We start from the raw sequence: 19,600 nt of genomic DNA on the forward strand, positions 1-19,600 counted from the left end.
CATGCGCGACCCCAAGATCGTCATGACGCTCATGGTGCGCGACGAGGCCGACATCGTCGCGGCGATGATCGAGCACCACCTCGCCCAGGGCGTGGACCTCGTCATCGTCACGGACAACGGCTCCGTGGACGGGACCCGCGAGATCCTCGAGGACTACGCGGGGACGGGCCGACTGGAGGTCCACGACTACCTCGCGCACGACAAGAACCAGACCGCCGTCGTCTCGGGGATGGCCTCGCGCGCGGCGACCGTGCACGGCGCGACCTGGGTGCTGAACGCCGACGCCGACGAGTTCTTCCTCGCGCGGACGCCGGGGCTCACGCTCAAGGACGCCTTCACGGGGATCCCCACGGGGATCGGCTCGTTCCACGCCCCCGTCGTGAACATGACGGGTGAGCCCGCGCGGCGCGGCGCGGCCTTCGGGCGTCTCGTGTGGCGCGACGAGCGCGAGGAGTCGACCCTCATGGAGACCGTCGCCCTGCACGCGCACCCCTCCGCCGACGCGGTGCACGTGGGGAAGGCCGACGTCACGGTGCAGCAGGGGAACCACGGCGTCGACATCCCCAGCATGGGCGCCCCCGACGACCGGTTCGCGATCGAGGTGCTGCACTTCCCGTGGCGCACCTACGAGCAGTACTCGACGAAGATCGTCAACACGGGGCGTTCGTACGACGCCAACCCGACGCTCAACCCCAGCCCGCGCCACCACGGGATGCGCGACTACCGCTTCTGGAAGGCCGGGGTGCTCGAGCCGCTCTACCTCGTGCGCCATCCGGCCGCCGAGCCGGGCGACGGCTTCACGAAGGACGAGCGGGTGCTCGCGTCGCTGCGCGGCCTGCTCGACGGCGGCACGGCGCTCCGTCCGGAGCGTCTCGCCCCGCTGCTCGAGGCGACGTGGGACGGCTACTCGGACGACGAGCGCACGCGGGCCGCGGAGCTCGCGAGGATCGTCATCCCGCTCGAGATCGAGCACATCGAGGCGAGCACGAGGTGGCGCGACCTGTACCGCGGCGAGGCAGCGGTACGCCGTCGCGCCGAGCAGGAGCGCGATGCCGCGGTGGCCGAGCGGGACCGGCTCGCCCGCAACCCCGAGGCCCGCGTGCGCCGCGCCGCCGGCAGGCTGGTCCGCGGGGTGAGGCAGCGCCTCGGGGCGCTGCTGGGATAGTGTTCACGTGATCCGGCCGCGTCCATCCGGCACGGCGACGAGACCCGAGAGATCAAGACGAGAGCACGCTCGATGACCGCCCAGCCCGACCTGACGATCATCGTGCCCACCTTCAACGAGTCTCCGAACGTGGCACCCCTGGTCCGGCGCCTCGAACGGGCGACGACGGGCTTCCGCTGCGAGGTCCTCTTCGTCGACGACTCCTCCGACGACACCCCCGCCGAGGTCGTGCGCGTCGCGGCCGGCTCGACGATGGCCGTGCGCGTGCTGCACCGGGACGAGGCGACCGGCGGGCTGAGCGGGGCCGTGATCGAGGGGCTGCGGGCCGCGGGCTCCGACGTGTGCGTCGTCATGGACGGCGACCTGCAGCATCCGCCCGAGGTCGTGCGCGATCTCGTCGATCGCTTCTCCGCGGGCGACGCCGACGTCGTCGTCGCCTCGCGGTACGTCGACGACGGGTCGTCCGAGGGGCTCGCGGGGCTGTCGCGCAATCTCGTCTCCCGCACGACGACGGCGCTCACGAAGGCGATGTTCCCCCTGCGACTGCGGAGCTGCACCGATCCGATGACGGGCTTCTTCCTCGTGGACCGCCGTCGCATCGACCTCGAGACGCTCCGTCCGCGCGGCTTCAAGATCCTGCTCGAGGTCCTCGCGCGGCAGCAGCTCCGGATCGCCGAGGTGCCGTTCCAGTTCGCCGAGCGGATCGCGGGGGGCTCGAAGGCGTCGGTGCGGCAGGGCTTCCACTTCATCGCGCAGCTCGCCGCGCTCCGGTTCGGGAAGATGTCGGGGTTCGCCGCCATCGGGCTGTTCGGCGCGCTGCTGAACCTCCTCATCCTCTGGACGCTGACGGAGGCCGGCCTGTTCTACCTCTGGGCGGCCGTGATCGCCTCCGAGGTCACGATCGTCGGGAACTTCCTCCTGCAGGAGCGCTTCGTCTTCCGGGAGATGCTGGACGAGGCGACGGGGCGCTGGTCGCGATTCGCCAAGTCGTTCGCCTTCAACAACGCCGAGGCCGTGATCCGCATCCCGATGATGGGGCTCATGGTGGAGTCGTGGCACATCAGCAGCGTCCTCGCCACCGCCATCACGCTCGTGATCGCGTTCATCGCGCGCTACGCGTTCCATGCGCTCGTCGTGTACGCGCCGCGGAAGCCGCGGTTCGCGCGCCGCGAGCGCGTCCTCCAGAAGGTCGACGAGCAGGCCACGGCGCCCGGGGAGCTCTGAGCAGGAGCCTCAGTCGAGGAGGTCGCACGGGAGGACGGCCGTCCAGCCGTCGTGCGGCAGGATGGCGACCTTCACGTTCTCGTGGCCGATCTCCCGGCAGTCGGTGCGTGCGTCGTCGAGGGCGTCCTCCCACGTGATCCCGTCGACGACGGGCGAGCCGGGCGCCTGCGGGTCGTCGGCGAGCTGCCAGGCCGCGCCGCCCACGACGAGGATGCCCACGAGGGCGCCTGCCGCGATCGCGACGGGACGTCGCCGCCGGGCGATCACGACGAGCGACACCACGAGAGCCGCGAAGAGCAGCAGAGCGGGGAGCGTGGAGTAGCGGGGCGTGCGCAGCTCGTCGTGGACGGCGAGGAAGTCCTGCCAGTTCACGGCGAGCGAGGCGACGCCGCAGAGCGCGCCGAGCAGGACGAGCCCCGCCAGAAGCACGCGCTCCGGAGGACGGCCGAGCGCGAACGCCGCGCCGGCGAGCCCCAGGACGACGAGCATGGCGGCCGCCGTGGCGGCGACGATCGGCCAGAGCCTGCCGCCGGAGGCGACGATGAGGTCTCCTGCCGCCTGCGGCCCGATGAGCATGACGAGCGTGCTGCGCGTCGCGGCGGAGAGGGCCAGCGCCCCCGCGTCGACCTCGGCGCGCGGGCGGTCGGCGCCGATCGCGACGGCGAGCACCGCACCCGCCGTGACGAGGAGGACGAGGCCGGACGTCTTGTCGCGCCACCGCGGCAGGAGGACGATCCGCGCGATCGCGAGAGGGGAGAGGACGAGGCCCAGCGGCACGCTGAGCCCCGCGGCCGCGGTGAACAGGATCGCGCCCGCGCTCCCCGCCCGGGTGCGGGGGCGCCACAGCATCGTCCAGCAGAGCGCGAAGAACAGGAACCAGTGCAGGTTGGCGGCGTTGTTGACGGTGTCGCTGTTGCCGGTCGGGAGGAGCACGACGCTCGCGGCGATCGCGAAGCGCGCGACGGACGACGGCACGTGCCCGCGCGCGACGTGGAACACGAGCAGCGCGCAGCCGACGCGCACCGCCGCCGCGCCCACGGCCATGCCCACGGCCCAGAGGTCGACGGGGAGGACCGTCACGACCGCCTGAGCGAGGACGCGGGGCACGGCGTGGAAGTATCCGCCGAGCGGATCGAACAGGTGCGACAACGGGACGTCGCGCGCCGCGTCGCTCAGCCACTCCTTCCCGTCCTCCGCCCACACCCGGAAGAGGTGGGAGCGCCCGGCGGGGATGAGGACGAGGTACGCGATCCCCGCGAGGAACGCGGCGAGGTACGCCGCCGCCCGGGGGAGGGGCCTCGCCCGCGAGGGAGCCGCGACGGGGAAGACGGCCTCCCCGATCGCGGCACGTCGTCCGCGCCGGGCCGTCGGCCCGGCTGTCTCGGCGTCGGGGACGCTCACGCCCTGTCGGCGGCGACCTCGCTCAGCGGCGGCATCGTGCGCCACGAGCGGTCGTTCGCGATCCTCGCGCCGTCGCGGATGCCCCGGAAGAGGTTGCTCGTGCCGCGGACGGTGCGCTCGACGGCGACGAGGCGGATGAGCTCCTTGACGAAGGTCAGAGCCGTGCCGACGGCGAACCGCGCCGGACGGTAGGCGCCGTGCTCCGCGAAGTAGTGCTTCATGATGCCGCGGTTGCGCATGATGTAGTACCGGTAGGCGTTGCTCGAGGCGTTGAGGTGGCGCACGCCCATGTCCCACTGCCTGATCTCCCGCGTCCGGCGCAGCACGAACTCGTCCACGATGGCGCTCGTGGTGTGCAGCGACGCGAGCCAGCCGTACACCGAGTCGTCCCAGTAGATGAAGAAGCGCGGGTCGGGGAGGCCGACCTTCTGCACGATGTCGCGGTGGATGAACATGCCCTCGAAGCAGCCGGAGTTCATCTCGCGGTAGCCCGTCGCGTCGAACCCCGCAGGGGCGAAGGGGATGGGGATGCCGAGGGGGATCGACAGCCGGTACTGCCAGTAGAACTCGCTGCCGTCGTAGTCGTAGCGGCGCCCCTGGATGCTCTTGAAGCGCGGCGCCCAGACGCCCATGCGGGCGAGCCCGTCCGGCAGGACCTCGACGTCGTCGTCCATGAGCCAGATCCACGTCGAGCCGAGCTCGTACGCCGCGCGCATGCCCTCGCTGAAGCCGCCCGATCCGCCCGTGTTCTCCTCCAGCCGCCGGTAGACGATCCTCGTCCCGATCGACTCCCGGAACGACTCCACGACCTCGGTCGTGTCGTCGCCCGACGCGTTGTCGACGATCACGACGTGCCCCGGCTTCGGGTCCATCGCGGTGATCGACACGAGCAGCTTCGCCAGCAGGTGGGAGCGGTTGTAGGTCACGACCACGATCGTGGCGCTCGCGGGGTCGAAGGCCTTCGGATCGTATGCGGGCTCGACGACGGACGACTTCTCGCTCATGCCTTGCTCCCGAAGATCTGGCGCCACGAGTCCTCGGAGACGAGGCCGGGCAGGGCGTCGCGGTACTGCTTCCGCAGCTGGGGCCATTCCCGCCTGAGGCGCGCGTGCAGCCGCACGGAGTCGACGAGCATGCGCCGGAACAGCAGCCGGTCCCGCGTGTACACGTTCTTGCCGGAGCCGTCCGCCGCGCTCACGACGGCGGAGTCGAACAGGGGGACGCGCCACCAGTGCGCGTCCGCCTTGCCGAACTCGACCTCGGGGGTCTCGACGTTCGCCGGATCGGGCACGCGGAACCAGTGCGACACGAGCGCCTGCACCGTGAAGAGACGCAGCCTCCAGCCCGCCGGGCTGTCGAACACGTGCTCCTTGAGGCGCTGGAAGACCTGCCTGCCGCGTCGGGAGCGCACGAGGACGTCGGGATCGCGGTGCACGACGGTCTCCGGGAAGCGCGCGGCCAGCGACCGGGCCTCGGGCATCGCGGTGGCGATGTTCTCCGCCATGTGCGACGGCCCGCGCAGCACGTCGCGCAGCGCGCGGTTGCGCAGGGCCACGGGGTAGTACTGCATCATCATGAGGTGCTTGAGGTCGACCCGGCGCGAGTGCCGGATGAGCGTGCCTCCGCGCGGGGCGTTCGAGTGGAGGAGGCCGGCCACGATCCGGTTGCGGGCGTGGAAGTACGCCTGCCAGTCGATCGAGTCGTCCTTGCCGATCCACGACACGTGCCACAGCGCGGCTCCGGGGAGCGACACCGTGGGATACCCGGCCTCGCGGGCGCGCAGGCAGAACTCGGCGTCGTCCCACTTGATGAAGGCGGGGAGCGCGAGACCGATCTCCCGGATCACCTCGGTCGGGATGAGGCACATCCACCAGCCGTTGTAGTCGGCGTCCATCCGCATGTGCAGCAGCGGGGTCTGCCGGATGTTCGCCCGGCGGAAGTCGTGCGGCAGCTCCTCCTGGAAGAGGTTCCGCCACATGAAGGGCGCCTCGTCGACGACCTCGGCCCAGGCGTGGAGGCGGGGCCGGTTGAGCAGGTCGAACATGTGCGCGCCCACGAGCACGGGCTTCGTCGCGTAGCGGCCGAACGTGATGGAGCGGCGGATCGACTCGGGCTCGATGCGCACGTCGTCGTCGAGGAGCTGGATGAAGTCGCTCTCCGGACGCTGCAGCGTCTCGTGCATCGCGCGGGCGAAGCCGCCGGAGCCTCCCAGGTTGGGCTGCTCGATGACCTGCAGCTGCTCGCCCAGGACGGCTGCGGCCTCGGCGTAGCCGTCCTGATCGGAGACCTTCTGCGTGCCCTGGTCGACGATGAGGACGCGATCGACGAGCTCGAGGGCCTCGGGCGCCTCGGACAGCGCCGTGAGCGTGTCGACGCAGTAGCCGGGCTTGTTGTAGGTCGTGATCCCGAGCGAGGCCTTGCCGGTGCGGGCGGGCTCCCGCTCCGTCGTCCACTCGCCGCCCGCGAGGACGACGTCCCCGGCGCCGGCGACGATGTCGAACCAGATCCATCCGCCGTCGCTGAACTGCGTGAGGGGGATGTCGAAGGTCGTCGCCGCGTCGCCGTCGGCGTCCTTCGTGTCGACGCGCTGCTGGGCGCCCTCGCCCGTCGAGCGGTAGACGAGGACGGTCGCCTCTCCCTCCGTGCGGACGGTCAGCCGCACGGAGCGCACGCTCGTCCAGTGCTGCCAGTAGGAGGCGGGGAACGCGTTGAAGTAGGTCGCGAACGAGACGCGCGTGCCCGCCGGGATGCGTGCGCGCGTGCGCCCGAGCACGTCGGCGAGGTGGGAGACGTCCGAGACCCGCACGGGCTCCTCGTCGATCGTCGACCAGACCTCCGGGTCGACGTAGAGCGGAAGAAGGTCGGGGTCTCTGTCGAGCGGAAAGACCACGCTCTGAAGGACGTGTGCCACGGCGGAACCTCGGATGCAAGACGGGATCGGCGCCAGGATCGGGCCGTCGTCGAGCCTATCGCCTGGTGCCCAGGGGATCCTGGGATTCGCCTCCGCTCGCCGCGAGATCGAGGCGTTCTCGCCAGGATCTCGCCTGGCCAGCGCGCACGGCGCAGAGCACGAGCAGCATCCATCCGACGCCCTGCAGGGTGAAGCTCTCGAACATCGAGTCGACGATGAGCGCGACGAGCACGAACGGCGTCCACGCGTAGACCACCGAGCGACGCTCGCTCGCCACGAGCCAGGAGCGCACGAACGCCACGGCGCACAGGGCGATGAACAGCGCCAGCCCGGCCCATCCGAGCTGCAGCAGGACGTCGAAGAACGCGTTGAGCGCCGAGCGGTGCGATTGCCCGAGGAGGAAGTTGATCGTGTTCATCGGATACGTCTCCTCTGCCCACGCGCCGTGCCACCCGAAGCCCTGGACGGGGCGGTTCTGCACCCACGAGAGGATGCTGTTCCACAGGTCGGCGCGCAGGGAGAAGCCCGCCGTGGCGTCGAGCCAGCGCAGGATCGGATGACGCAGGGCGTAGGCGACCGCGAGACCCAGGAGCACGGTGACGGCGAGGCCCCATTGCAGGGTGCGCCGTCCCGTGGGCGTGGTGCGGCGCACGAGCCTGAGCGCGACGAGCGCGATCGTGACCGCCAGGGCGAGGACGACGGCCGTGGGCGAGGCGGACAGTACGGCCAGCACGCCCGCGAGGGCCATGGAGAACACCGCCGTCTGCGCGGGGACCGACTGGGTGCGCCATTCGACGATGAAGGTGACGAGCGCGATCACCGCGACGAAGCCGAGCATGTTGCGGGTGCCGAAGAGCCCCTGGACCGGGCCGCCGTTCGCGATCTCGCCGGCGATGTCGAGGAACGGGAAGGGCATGTCGAGCAGGATCCCGGCGAGGATCTCCGTCGCGAGCGACGCCGCGAGCATGCCGCGCAGCACGTCGCCGAGCGCGCGCACGGTCTGCAGCGTGTCGCGGACGTGCGCGACGACGATCGCGAGGAAGCCGTAGCCCGCGAGCGACAGCCATCCGCCGAGCGTCGCGGCGGCGTCGTACGACCAGATCGTCGAGGCGAGGGCCCACGCGAGGAACACGACGACCGTCGTGGGCGCGAAGCCCAGGAGGCGCAGCTCGCGACGGCGCGCCGCGAGGATCGCCGCGCCCAGGAGGGCGAGCGCGACGACGATCGTCCCGAGCGTGACGGCGCCGGCCGTGGCCGTGATCGCGTGCGCGCCGAAGGTCGCGACGAACGCCGTGACCGTGTAGGCGCGCGCGAGCTCGGCCGAGCGCAGGAAGCGCGCCGCGATGCGGGCGGGTGAGTGCTCGTTCATCGCCGCCGCGACCGCGGAGCCCGGCGCTCGGGTGCGGACGCCTCGGCGGCCCCGACGTCGACGAGCGGGGCGGACTTGATCTTGAAGGCGAGCATCGTCACGAGCAGCCAGCCCCACAGCATGATGGGTCCCGACTCGGTCAGCCCCTGCACGAGCAGCATCGTGACGACGAGCGTGGGGAGGAGGGCGACGGCCTGGTACGGCCTGTCGGCGCGGATGTCCCATCGCGGGCGGTCGACGGCGAAGAACCAGGAGCGCCACACGAGCGCGGCGAACGCCCCCGCGACGAGGACGACCCCCACGCCTCCGAGCTGGAGGAACACGTCGAGCCACATGTTGTGGGCGTGGAAGACCGTGATGCCGTGGTCGACGATCCACCGGTCGAACGCCGGATCCCACGGCAGCCAGGGGCTCGCGAAGCCGTTGCCCGCGACGGGCCGCTCGATCGCGCGCTCGAACACCGCTCCCCAGATGCCCTCGCGCCCCGTGAGGTCGCCCTCGCGGCCGACGAGCTCGAGCAGACGGTCGCGCGCCACGAGCACCAGGACGATGCCCGCGGCCGCGATCGCCGTGAACAGCGCGTACAGGCGGGACCGCTCGTCGGGCCGCTCGGCGCGCCGCATGAGGACGGCCGCCGCGAGCACGCCGACGACGGCGACGACGGCGACGAGGGCCGTGGCGGAGCCGGCCCGGACGAACAGGTACGCCGCGACGACGGTCCAGATCCAGCGCATCGCGGGGGAGGGGGCGCGATCGGCGAGGCGGAGCGCGAAGACGACGAGCGCGAGCAGGCAGAGGATGCCGAGCAGGTTGGAGTTGCCCACGGCGCCCTGCAGGCGCCCGCCTCCGAGCAGCCCGTCGAGGAGATTGCCGCGCACCCAGTACCAGTGCGGGTCGGGGTCCTCCGGCGCCTCGGAGAAGTTCGGCAGCAGCGGATGGCGGAGCACGGCCGACACCCAGAGCTCCAGGGCGACCGAGAGCCCCACGACCCAGCGCAGCGCGATCTCGAGACAGCGCACCAGCTCGCGCCAGGTGAGGACGTCCGCGAGGAACAGGCCCTGCAGCGTCACCGAGGCGAGGAGCAGCCACGTGACGACGCTGACGGCCGGCCAGGCCGACCATGCGATCGACAGCGCCGCGAACGCGACGTAGCCGAGCGTCACCCACGGCAGCCGTCGCCAGGGGAACCGCTCGGCCCGCCGCGAGGAGGCCAGTCGGGGGATCCAGATCGCGAGCGTCGCGAGCGTGATGACGCCGAGGAGGACGGCGGCGCCGGCGAGGCCGATCAGGTTGTACCAGAACGAGTGCGCGAGCGCGGAGAACACCACGAGCACGGCGTAGGCGCGCAGGAGGAGGTGCCCGGTCTTCTCGCGCTCCGGCGCGGTGGGCGGTTCCGCGACCGGATAGCGGCTCAGCTGCGCCATCGCGCACCAGGCTACCTTCACGCGCGCGGGCACGCCCTATGGTGGAGAGCGTGCTCGTACCGCTGACGAACGTCCCGCGCGACTACGCGTGGGGATCGCGATCGCTGCTCGCCGCCCTCGAGGGGCGCCCGACGACCGAGGGCCCCGAGGCCGAGGTGTGGTTCGGCGACCATCCCTCCGATCCGTCGGACGTCGGCGACGGCTCCGGACGCACCCTCGACGCCTGGCTGGCGGACGAGGGCGTGCGCGTGTCGGAGAGCGGGCGTCTTCCGTATCTCCTGAAGCTGCTCGCCGCCGGCTCCCCGCTCTCGATCCAGGTCCACCCGACCCGGGATCAGGCCAGGGAGGGGCACGCCCGCGAGGCCGCGCTCGACGGCTCCGGCCCGCGCAACTACGTCGACGACAACCACAAGCCCGAGATCGTCGTCGCGCTCAGCGAGAGCTTCGAGGCGCTCAGCGGCCTGCGCGAGCTCGATGCGACCCGTCGGCTGCTGGACGCGATCGGGGGGGCCGCCGCGCCTCTGAAGGAGCGGCTGACGGATGCCGAGGGGCTGCGCTCGGCGCTCGGCTGGCTGCTCGGCGGGGAGGGCGCCGAGACGGTGCGTGCGATCATCGGCGCGCTCGGGGACGCCCGGTCCACGGAGTTCGCCGCGGAGCTCGCCAACGCCCGGCGGATCGCGGCGATCTACCCCGACGACGCCGGCGTCGTCGTCGCGCTGCTCATGAACTACGTCTCGCTGCAGCGCGGCGAGGGGCTCTTCCTGGGAGCCGGCAAGCTGCACGCCTATGTGGAGGGGCTCGGCGTCGAGCTCATGGCCGCGAGCGACAACGTGCTGCGCGGCGGGCTCACGCCCAAGCGCATCGACGTCGACGAGCTGCTCGCCGTCGTGGACCCCTCGCCCGGGCCCGTGCCCGTCGTGCTGCCCGTCGCCGTCGACCACGGCAGCAGCGGGGTCGAGACCTTCCCCGTGCCGGTCGACGACTTCCGGCTGCTGCGCGTACGCGTGGGAGAGGGCGGCGAGACGGTGCTGCGCCCCACGGGGGCGGCGATCGTCGTCGCGACGGCGGGCGCGGTGACGGTCGGCTCAGGCGACGACGCGGTCGAGCTCAGGCCGGGCAAGGGCGTGTTCGCGTCGCCCGACACGTCGGAGCTGAGATTCACAGGCATCGGTGAGGTTTTCGCGGCCGAGCCCGGCCGGGCCTCCTGACTTTCCGCCCGACACGCCGTCGCCTCGCGGCGCGGTTCTCGTCGCCCGACACGCCGACACGCCGAGTGAACCTTCAATCTCCCCTTCAGGGTTTACGATCTGCGACTTGACCTCGGGGAATCACACGGTTGTAATTAGGTGCACACGCTGCCCGCGTGGGGGGCAAGAACGAGGGGTGGGAGAGCGACGATGGCGACTTCACAGTACCGATCCGGAGTTCCCGACAACTGGTTCGTGGACCCGGTCGATCTGGGCGTGCCCGGTGTGCGTCCGGCGACGGACGAGGAGACGGCGCTCTCCTGGCAGAGCGACGCCCTCTGCGCGCAGACCGACCCCGAGGCGTTCTTCCCCGAGAAGGGCGGATCGACCCGCGACGCCAAGCGCATCTGCGGATCGTGCGACGTGCGCGCCCAGTGCCTCGACTACGCGCTGCAGAACGACGAGCGCTTCGGCATCTGGGGCGGCCTCAGCGAGCGTGAGCGTCGCAAGCTCAAGCGCCGCGCCGGCTGACGGGACCGATGAGGCGGCTGGGAAAACGCCGCCGCGCCGCGCGCGACGCGGAGCGTGACACGCCACCGGCTTAGGCTTGCCGGGTCATGCCCGCCGCAGTCCACGCCCTCCTCGTCGCGCGCACCGCTCCCGAAGCCGCGAAGGCGCTCGAGCGCACCCTCGAGGCCGTCCGGTCCCAGAGCCGTCCCGTCGACGCGCTCACGATCGTCGTCTGCGGGCCGACGGGCCCCGTGCGCGAGCTCGTCTCGGCCTCCGGCGCGGAGGGGGTCGTGGAGGCCTCCGCCACCACGACGTTCGCGGCCGCGGTCGAGTTCGCCTACCGCAGGGTGACCCCCGGCGCCTCGGTCTGGCTGCTCGCGCACGACTCGACCCCCGACCCCGGCGCGCTCGCCGCGCTCACGGCGGCGCTCGAGCGCGGGCCCTCCATCGCGATCGCCGCTCCCAAGCTCGTCGACGAGCACGACGCGGACCGGATCGTGTCCCTCGGGCAGAGCATGACCCGCTTCGGACGGACCGTCGAGCTCGCGGACGGCGAGTTCGACCAGGGGCAGTTCGACTCCCTCGACGACGTTCTCGGCGCCGATGTGCGCGGCGTCCTCGTCCGCGGCGACATCGCGGCGGACCTCGTGCCCGACCGCGCGCTCCTCGGCGTCGACGAGGGACTCGACATGGGCGTGAGGGCTCACCTCGCCGGGCGCCGCGTCGCGCTCGTGCCGCGCGCGCGCCTCGCCGTGCCCCCGCCCCCGCGGCGCCGCACCCTGGGCGCCGCCTACCTGCGGCGCACGGCGCAGCTGCACCGCCGTCTCGCCTACGCGCCCGCCTGGGCGGTGGCGCTGCACTGGCTCTCGTATCTGCCGCTCGCGCTGTGGAAGACCGCCGTGCAGCTCATCGCGAAGAACCCCGCGTTCGTCCCCGCCGAGTGGGCGGCCGCCGCGGTCGCGATGACCCGCGTGGGCGCCGTCGCGCGGTCGCGCCGCCGCATACGCCGCGTTCGCACCGCATCGTGGGCGGACGTCGAGCCCCTGCGGGTCACCGCCGGCGACCTGCGCGAACGCCACGAGCCCCACGGCGGCCCGCTGGTGCGGCGCGAGCTGCGGTTCTTCAGCGGCGGCGGCGCCTGGGCGGTGCTCGCCGCCCTCGTCGTGAACGTGCTCGCCTTCCTCGCGCTCCTGTCATGGCCGGGCGTCGGCGGCGGAGGGCTCCTGCCGCTGCGCCGGACCGTCTCGGGCCTCTGGGCCGAGGCGGCGTACGGCCTGCGCTCCGTGGGCGTCGACGTCGTCTCGGCCGCCGACCCCTTCTCCGCCGTGACGGCGCTGCTCGGCTCGCTGTGGCCCGGCAGCCCATCGTTCGCGCTGCTCGCGCTGTGGCTCCTCGCCCTGCCCCTGGCCGTCCTCGGCGCGTGGTTCGCCGCGACGCGCGTGACGACCCGCTCGGGCCTGCGCGTGGTGATGGCCGTGCTCTGGGCCCTGGCGCCGAGCTTCCTGTCCGCGCTCGTCGACCCGCGTCCCGCGTCCGTCGTCCTGCATCTGCTGCTGCCGTGGCTGTTCTTCGCGGCCGCGGCGGCTCATCGGTCGTGGGGAGCGGCGGGAAGCGCCTCCCTGCTGCTCGCGGCCGTCCTCGCATGCGCGCCGTCCCTGGCCCCGGCGTTCGCCGTGATGTGGGCGCTCGCGCTCGTGCTCGTCATCGTGCTGCGTCCGCGCGGCATCGCCCGCGTCGTGTGGACCGTCGTGCCGACGATCGCGGCGTTCCTCCCCCTCGTGGCCGCACAGCTCGACCGCGGCACGCCGTGGGCGCTTCTCTCCGACCCCGGCCTCGTCTGGGCGGGCCCGGTGCTCGGCGTGGCGGAGCGCTGGCGCCTCGCCCTCGGCTTCCCGACGTCCGACCCCGGCGGATGGGGTGCCTTCCTCGCCGGGATGGGCCTGCCCGCGGAGACGTGGTGGGTGCCGTTCCTCCTCGTTCCCGTCGTGCTGCCCGCGCTGCTCGCACCGCTCACGCGCCGGTGGCGGATCGGCGTCGCCATGCTCGTCGTCGCCCTCGCCGGCCTCGCCACGGCGTATGCCGTGCTCGGCATCCAGGTCGCCTCCGCGCAGTCGAGCGCCGTGGGCGTCTGGCCGGGGAGCGCGCTGAGCCTCGCCTGGCTCGGGGTGATCGCCGCGGCGGCCGTCACCTTCGACGTCGGCCTCGCCCCGCGCGGCGTCAAGTCGCTCGGCGCCGTGCTCGCGACCGTGTGCGTCGCGCTCGTGGCCGTGCCGGCCCTCACCTCCGTGCACCGCGGCCAGGCCGCGCTGCAGAGCGCCGGCGACTCGACGCTTCCGGCCTACATCTCCGCCCAGGCGGCGAGCGACGAGCAGTCCGGCACCCTCGTGCTCTCCCCGCAGGGCGACGGCGGGATCTCCTCCCTCGTCGTCTGGGGGGCGAGCGAGACGCTCGGCGGCCAGTCGACGCTGCAGGCGACCGACCCGGAGCCGAGCGCGTCCGACGAGCGTCTCGCCGAGATCACGAGCGATCTCATCGCGGCCGCGTCGACCGACGTGCCCGCCGAGCTCTCGGCGCAGGGGATCGGGTTCGTCCTCCTCGCGGCCGGCGACGAGGACACCGACGCCCAGCGCGTGCTGCGGCTGTCCGCCGCGACCTCGATCGACCAGCGGGCGGGCCTCGTCCGCGTCGGCGAGACGCCGCGCGGCGTGCTGTGGCGCATCGACACGGAGCTGACCCCGCGCGAGGGCCTGTCGGCGGACGACGCGGCCACCGCGAGGGGCGTCGCGCTCGCGCAGCTCGTCGCGCTCGCCGTCGCCCTGCTGCTGGCCGTGCCCACGCCCGAGTCGCGCCGGGCGGCGCGGCGAAAGCCCCGCGTCGTCGGCGCCGGATACGAGGAGGCCGCATGAGCCGTGCGACCGTGTCCACGCGCGTCGTGCTCGGCGCGCTGCTCTCCGCGGCGGCCGTCGTCGGCGTCGTCGCGGCGGACGCCGTCCCCTGGCCCGCCATCGGCGGCTCGGCGCCGGCCGTCGACGTGACCCCGGCCGCCGCCGAGACCCTCCTCGCGTGCGACGGCCCCCTCCTGGCGCTCGGCCGGACGGCGGAGGACGCGGCCGGCCTGAGCACGGCCGCCGACATGCAGACCGTCTCGGGCAACGCGCTCGGCGAGGCGCCGGAGCAGACGGAGCTCGTCATCGCGGACGTCGACGACGCGACGGCGCCCCTCGTGCGGCAGCTGCCGGACGGCCGCGATCCGGTGTCGGCGGCCGCGGCGGCGTCGGCGACGGTCGACGCGACCGACCTGGGCGGCTTCGCGGCCTCGGAGTGCCGCAGTGCGGCCATGGAGTCGTGGATCGTCGGAGGCGACACCTCGACGGGGAGCACGGGCATCCTGCTCGTCGCGAACCCGACCGACGTGAACGCGGTCGTCTCGATCAGCGTCTACGGCGTCGACGGGGTCACCACCCCGGCGGGAGCCGACGCGATCGCGATCCCTGCCGGGACGCAGGTGCCCATCCCGCTCGCCGGGCTCGCGGGCTCCGAGGCCGCGCCCGCCGTGCGGGTGACGGCGACCGGGGCGCCCGTGCGGGTGACGCTGCAGTCCAGCCTCGTGCGCACGCTCGACCCGGGCGGCGTGGACCTGCAGGCGCCCGTCACGCCCGGCGAGGTCCAGATCATCCCCGGGATCGGCGTGACGGAGGAGGCGAGCGGCAGCGAGAACTCCGCGAGCATCCTGCGCCTGCTGTCGACATCGGACACCTCCGCCATCGTGACCGTGACCGCCGAGGGGGAGTCGGGGCCGGCGAGGGAGCCCGAGCAGGTGACGCTCACGGCGGACCAGCCGCTCTCCCTCGATCTCGGCTCCCTGCCGGAGGGGCGGTACAGCGTCGTGGTCGAGGCGGAGGATCCGGTCGTCGCCGCGGCCTGGCAGGCGACGGGCTTCGGCCCGGGGTCCGACTACGCCTGGTACCCCGCCGCTCCCGCGCTCGACGAGCAGACGATCTTCGCCGTGCCCGACGGGCCGGGCGGGGAGCTGGGCCTCGTGAACGACTCCGACGCCGACGCGACGGTCGTCCTCGCGCGGGACGGCGAGGAGCAGTCCGTCGTCGTCCCCGCGGACGGCTACGTCTCGGTCGGGCTGGACGGGACGGGCGTCTACACGCTCGACCCGGGCGGGGCGGCGGTGCACGCCTCCGTGGGATACCTGAGCGACACGGCGATCGCCGCCATCCCCGTCGACCGGGACGCGGCGGCGCCGCGCGCGATCACCGTCTACCCGTGAGCGACGGAGGCGGGTGCGCGACCGCTCAGAACCAGCGGTAGCGGTCGGGCGCGAGGTCCCAGGGATCGCGGTCGAGGTAGTCCGCGGCGGCACGGAAGACGGTGCCCTCGATCACGAGCCGACGGTGGAAGTCGTCCGCGTGCGCGATGCCGATGGAGCCGTGGATGCGGCTGAGCCGCTCGACGGGGATCCGGAAGAGCACGATGCGCTGGGCCGTGCGATCGATGTGCCAGCGGGGGATGCCGTCCTCCGAGGAGTCGGCGGGCAGCCCCGCGATCTCGAAGCTCACGTCCCGGAGCTCCGGCCATGCGCTGCGCAGGTACTCCGCCGCGGACCCCACGGCGATGTCGAAGCGCTCGTACCGGGTGTCGACGGGAGGCAGCGGAGGGCGCACGATCGAGCTGCGCCCCGTGCGTCCGTGACGCCCGTGACGGGCCGTCGAACGCTTCGCGGCCGGCCGGGGCACGCGGTTCCACCACTTCATGGGACCAGCTTACGGTCGTGCGCAGCGCGTCGTCCCGCCGGCGGGCGGACGGATGGCTAGGGTGGAGGCGATGCGCGAGAGACTCTGCTCGAAGGTGGGCTGCGCCCGCGAGGCCGTGACGACGATGACCTACGACTACGGCGACCAGATGGCCGCGGTGGGTCCGCTCGGGGCGGGCGACGACCCGCACGCGCACGACCTCTGCACGTTCCACACCGACCGGCTCTCCGTCCCGCAGGGATGGACCGTCGTCCGGCACGAGACGCTCCGCGCCTCCTGAGCCTCCGGCGCGGCGCGGCGCGGCCCGCGAGAATCCATCTACGCGGCGAGCATGCGGCGGGCGCTGGCATTCTCGCGGCGCATGTGGATCCTCGCTGCCGAAGCGCTCGGGCCCTCAGCCGGCGACGAGGCGGGGCGTGCCGGCCTCGTACTCGGTGAGGCCGCCGGTCTCGCCGGCGCGGAAGGCCCGTCTCCCGACGAAGAGCATGTAGAAGAGGAACCCGGCCAGCGCGACGGCGCCGATGCCGATCTTCAGCCACCACGGCCACGGCTGCCCCGTGACGAAGCCCTCGACGAGCCCGGCGACGGCGAGGACGAACACGAGTCCGATCGCGACGGTCACGAGCGAGACGCCGGCATCGGCGAGGGCGGCCAGGCGGGTGCGCGCGCCGGGGGCGACGAGCGCCCAGAAGATGTGGAAGCCGGCCGCCCCGGCGACGAAGACGGACGTCATCTCGAGGAGGCCGTGGGGGAGGATGTACAGCACGAACACGTCGCCCCGGTCGAAGGCGAACATCACCGCCGCCGACGTCCCGAGCCCCACGGCGTTCTGCATGAGCACGTATGCGGGGAAGACGCCCGTGACGCCGAACAGGATGCACTGCGCCGCGATCCACGCGTTGTTCGTCCACACCATCCCCGCGAACACCGCCGCGGGGTTCTCGGTGTAGTACCGGGCGAACTCCTGCTCGGCGTACTGCTCGAGCTGCGCCTCGGGGCCGAGCGAGGCGATGAGCGCCGGGTCTCCCGCCGCCCATGAGCCGACGAGCACGACGACGCCGACGAAGACGAGCGCGATGCCGAGCGTCGTCCAGCGGACGCGATAGAGCGCCGCCGGCAGCTGCAGCGCGAAGAAGCGCGGGATCGTCCGCAGCACGTTCTCCGGGGCGCCCGTCAGCCGCAGCCGCGCTCGGGCGAGCATCGTCGAGACGTGGTCGCCCTGCGGTGTGCGCCCCGCGCTCGTCTTGATGTCGGCGAGATCGGCCGAGGCCGCCTGGTACCGGGCGACGAGCTCGTCCACCTCGCCGCCGCCCAGCCGGCGCCGCCGGGACAGCTCCTCCAGCCGCGCCCACTCCCGGGCGCGTGCTGCCGAGAGCGCGTCGAGGTCCACCTGGTTAACTGTACGCATGTCGACGCCATCCGCTCCGGCGCGCGCCACGGTGCAGACGGTGCGCGACGACGAGGTGCTCACGGGAGAGGCCGTCGCGCTCGACGTCCAGCCGGTGGGAATGCTCCTGCGGGCGACCGGCGCGCTCATCGACGTGGCGGTCTCGGTCGTCCTCTATGTGCTCTTCGCGCTCGCGATGGGACTGCTCGCGGAGGCCGGTGTCCTCGACGACGCGACGATGCAGATCGCGCTCGTCGCGATGCTCGTGCTGCTGCTCGTGATCGTGCCGACGGCCGTGGAGACGGTCACGAGAGGACGCAGCCTGGGAAAGCTCGCCGTCGGCGGCCGCGTCGTGCGCGCCGACGGGGGAGCGATCGGCTTCCGGCACGCCGTCATCCGCGCGCTCGTGGGAGTTTTCGAGATCTACATGACGGCGGGCGGCGTCGCCCTGCTCGTCGGGATCTTCACGCCGCGGGCGCAGCGGCTCGGCGACCTCGTCGCCGGGACGTACGGCGAGCGCACGCGTACGCCGAGGCTGCCCCCGGCCGACGCCGGCGTGCCGCCCGGGATGGAGCAGTGGGCCGCGATCGCGGATGTCGCGCGCCTGCCGGACGCCCTCGGCAGGCGCGTGTCGCAGTTCGCGTCCGGCGCCGAGCGGATGTTCCCCGCGGCGCGCCTGCGCGTGGCGGAGGAGCTCGCCGGAGAGGTCTCGTCGTTCGTCGCGCCCGTGCCGCAGGTCGCGCCCGAGACGCTTCTGCGTGCCGTCGTCGCCGTGCGCCGCGATCGCGAGCTGCGCGCCCTGCTGCTGCAGAACGAGCGCGTCGCGCGTCTCTCCCGGTGAGCGGCGGACGCACGCAGCGCGCTCGGGCGTGCCTCGGGGCTCAGCCCGTCGTCTCGAACAGCGCCCGGTAGGAGAAGCCGGCGAGGAGGGCGCCGACGATGGGGAAGACGATGAAGACCCACAGCTGTGCCAGGGCCGTCCCGCCTCCGTAGAGCGCCGTCGCGATCGAGCGGGCGGGGTTCACCGACGTGTTGTCGACGGCGATGCTGATGAGGTGGATGAGCGTGAGCGTGAGCCCGATCGCGAGCGGGGCGAGCGTCGTCCCGCGTTCGGGATGCGTGACGCCGAGGATGACGATCACGAAGACCGCCGTCAGCACCACCTCGACGATGATCGCGGCGGGCAGGCCGAAGCCGCCGGGCGAGAGCGAGTCCCAGCCGTTGCTCGCGAAGCCGCCGTTCTGCGCCGCCTCGAGCCATCCGGCGGGGCCGAAGAGGCCGATGAGGACGAGGAAGGTGGAGGCGATGACGCCGCCGACGACCTGGACGACGATGTACTTCCAGGTGTCGGCCCAGGCGAAGCGACCGGCGGCGGCGAGGCCGATGGTCACCGCGGGGTTGAAGTGGGCGCCGGACACGCCCGCGAAGGCGGACGCCCCCACCACGACGGTGAGGCCGAAGGCCGTGGCCGCGGCGAGGTATACGACGCCGGGAGCGAACGCCCCCGCCTCGTCGGCGAGGTGCGATGCGAACAGCGCTGTTCCCACCCCGCCGAAGACGAGGAGGAAGGTGCCGATCGCTTCGGCGGTCAATCGGGACGCCAGGGACGGCGCGGTCTGAACGGGTCTCTCGGTCATGTCTTTCCTTTCACGTGCGCGGCGGACGATGCCCCCACGCCTGAATCGTGGCACAGCGGGGGCCGTCCGTCGCGCATGTCGCGCGGGGATGTCGTCACGTGTCGACGACGCACTCCCAGAATTGAATTGTTCAAAATATCGGATAGCATGGCAGCATGACCGAGACGCATGCGGCCCCCGACGCGGATGCGCTCATCCGGCGTGCGGGTCTCCGCGTGACCGCCCCGCGGAGGGCCGCCTACCGTGCCCTGACCGACATGCCGCACGCGCGCGCCGACGAGGTGTTCGAGCGCGTGCGCGCGACCGTGCCGGGGACCAGCCTGCAGGCCGTCTACAACGTCCTCGGCGACTTCGTCGAGGCGGGCATCGCCCGGCGCATCGAGCCGAGCGGGCAGCCGGGCCTCTTCGAGCTGCGCGTGGGCGACAACCATCACCACGTCGTGTGCACGGCGTGCGGCCGCGTCGACGATGTCGACTGCGTGAGGGGAGAGGCGCCCTGTCTCCACCCCGAGCACGCGAACGGCTTCCAGATCCAGACCGCCGAGGTGACGTTCTGGGGCCTGTGCCCCGACTGCGCGGCGCCCGCGGTCCTTCCCGGATAAACCCTCCTTCCGCGACCGAA

17 protein-coding genes are annotated in these 19,600 nt (G+C 72.9%); 9 read left to right on the forward strand and 8 right to left on the reverse strand.

Annotation, left to right across the window (positions count from 1 at the left end; translation table 11 throughout):
• Position 1 precedes the first annotated feature (1 nt).
• Positions 2 to 1,165: a glycosyltransferase family 2 protein gene (locus tag N8K70_RS05800; RefSeq protein ID WP_317140655.1), complete on the forward strand. Its 1,164-nt coding sequence runs from the start codon at positions 2 to 4 to the stop codon at positions 1,163 to 1,165.
• Between the two features lie 72 nt (positions 1,166 to 1,237).
• The gene (locus N8K70_RS05805; RefSeq protein ID WP_317140656.1) at positions 1,238 to 2,389 is read left to right on the forward strand and encodes a glycosyltransferase family 2 protein; all 1,152 of its coding nucleotides are present in this window, start codon (positions 1,238 to 1,240) and stop codon (positions 2,387 to 2,389) included.
• A 9-nt stretch (positions 2,390 to 2,398) separates the two neighbouring features.
• On the opposite strand, the gene N8K70_RS05810 is transcribed toward N8K70_RS05805, so the two are convergent.
• From N8K70_RS05810 to N8K70_RS05830, 5 genes are read right to left on the reverse strand one after another with little or no spacing between them, the layout of a single operon-like run.
• On the reverse strand, positions 2,399 to 3,790 hold the full coding sequence (locus tag N8K70_RS05810; protein WP_317140657.1) for a hypothetical protein: 1,392 nt from the start codon (positions 3,788 to 3,790) through the stop codon (positions 2,399 to 2,401).
• Entirely contained in the window at positions 3,787 to 4,794 is a 1,008-nt protein-coding gene (locus N8K70_RS05815; protein WP_317140658.1) for a glycosyltransferase, read from the reverse strand. Before N8K70_RS05815 ends, N8K70_RS05810 begins: the two co-directional genes overlap by 4 nt.
• Positions 4,791 to 6,701, reverse strand: coding sequence for a glycosyltransferase (locus N8K70_RS05820; RefSeq protein ID WP_317140659.1), 1,911 nt, complete (start codon positions 6,699 to 6,701; stop codon positions 4,791 to 4,793). Before N8K70_RS05820 ends, N8K70_RS05815 begins: the two co-directional genes overlap by 4 nt.
• A gap of 55 nt (positions 6,702 to 6,756) precedes the next feature.
• Positions 6,757 to 8,070, reverse strand: a complete 1,314-nt coding sequence (locus tag N8K70_RS05825) for an O-antigen ligase family protein (RefSeq protein WP_317140660.1) — start codon at positions 8,068 to 8,070, stop codon at positions 6,757 to 6,759.
• Positions 8,067 to 9,494 (reverse strand): O-antigen ligase family protein, encoded by a 1,428-nt coding sequence (locus N8K70_RS05830; RefSeq protein WP_317140661.1) that lies wholly within the window; start codon positions 9,492 to 9,494, stop codon positions 8,067 to 8,069. Before N8K70_RS05830 ends, N8K70_RS05825 begins: the two co-directional genes overlap by 4 nt.
• A 50-nt stretch (positions 9,495 to 9,544) precedes the next feature.
• On the opposite strand from N8K70_RS05830, the gene manA reads away from it, so the two are divergent.
• The 4 genes from manA (at position 9,545) to N8K70_RS05850 (ending at position 15,470) form a co-directional block, all read left to right on the forward strand.
• Positions 9,545 to 10,702: a mannose-6-phosphate isomerase, class I gene (gene manA / locus N8K70_RS05835; RefSeq protein WP_317140662.1), complete on the forward strand. Its 1,158-nt coding sequence runs from the start codon at positions 9,545 to 9,547 to the stop codon at positions 10,700 to 10,702.
• 189 nt (positions 10,703 to 10,891) lie between these two features.
• A complete protein-coding gene (locus N8K70_RS05840) occupies positions 10,892 to 11,212 on the forward strand; it encodes a WhiB family transcriptional regulator (protein WP_317140663.1) in 321 nt (106 codons plus the stop codon).
• 86 nt (positions 11,213 to 11,298) lie between these two features.
• Entirely contained in the window at positions 11,299 to 14,097 is a 2,799-nt protein-coding gene (locus N8K70_RS05845; protein ID WP_317140664.1) for a glycosyltransferase, read from the forward strand.
• Entirely contained in the window at positions 14,094 to 15,470 is a 1,377-nt protein-coding gene (locus N8K70_RS05850; protein ID WP_317140665.1) for a DUF5719 family protein, read from the forward strand. The genes N8K70_RS05845 and N8K70_RS05850 overlap by 4 nt, the downstream gene beginning before the upstream one ends.
• A gap of 25 nt (positions 15,471 to 15,495) precedes the next feature.
• On the opposite strand, the gene N8K70_RS05855 is transcribed toward N8K70_RS05850, so the two are convergent.
• Complete coding sequence (locus N8K70_RS05855) at positions 15,496 to 15,954, reverse strand: hypothetical protein (RefSeq protein ID WP_317140666.1); 459 nt, start codon at positions 15,952 to 15,954, stop codon at positions 15,496 to 15,498.
• Between the two features lie 70 nt (positions 15,955 to 16,024).
• On the opposite strand from N8K70_RS05855, the gene N8K70_RS05860 reads away from it, so the two are divergent.
• On the forward strand, positions 16,025 to 16,234 hold the full coding sequence (locus N8K70_RS05860; protein WP_317140667.1) for a DUF3499 family protein: 210 nt from the start codon (positions 16,025 to 16,027) through the stop codon (positions 16,232 to 16,234).
• Positions 16,235 to 16,348: 114 nt separating this feature from the next.
• Here the strand turns inward: N8K70_RS05860 and N8K70_RS05865 are convergent, their stop codons facing one another.
• A complete protein-coding gene (locus tag N8K70_RS05865; protein WP_317141180.1) occupies positions 16,349 to 17,344 on the reverse strand; it encodes a stage II sporulation protein M in 996 nt (331 codons plus the stop codon).
• Between the two features lie 16 nt (positions 17,345 to 17,360).
• Here N8K70_RS05865 and N8K70_RS05870 point away from each other — a divergent pair, with 16 nt between their 5' ends.
• Positions 17,361 to 18,182, forward strand: coding sequence for an RDD family protein (locus tag N8K70_RS05870; protein ID WP_317140668.1), 822 nt, complete (start codon positions 17,361 to 17,363; stop codon positions 18,180 to 18,182).
• A gap of 40 nt (positions 18,183 to 18,222) precedes the next feature.
• Here N8K70_RS05870 and N8K70_RS05875 read toward each other — a convergent pair whose 3' ends face one another.
• The gene (locus N8K70_RS05875; RefSeq protein WP_317140669.1) at positions 18,223 to 18,978 is read right to left on the reverse strand and encodes an aquaporin; all 756 of its coding nucleotides are present in this window, start codon (positions 18,976 to 18,978) and stop codon (positions 18,223 to 18,225) included.
• Positions 18,979 to 19,133: 155 nt separating this feature from the next.
• Between N8K70_RS05875 and N8K70_RS05880 the strand changes: the two genes are divergently transcribed.
• Positions 19,134 to 19,580, forward strand: coding sequence for a Fur family transcriptional regulator (locus N8K70_RS05880; protein ID WP_317140670.1), 447 nt, complete (start codon positions 19,134 to 19,136; stop codon positions 19,578 to 19,580).
• The last annotated feature ends 20 nt before the right edge of the window (positions 19,581 to 19,600 follow it).

Origin of the sequence: Microbacterium sp. AB (assembly GCF_032878875.1) — a bacterium.
GTDB classification, from domain to species: domain Bacteria; phylum Actinomycetota; class Actinomycetes; order Actinomycetales; family Microbacteriaceae; genus Microbacterium; species Microbacterium betulae.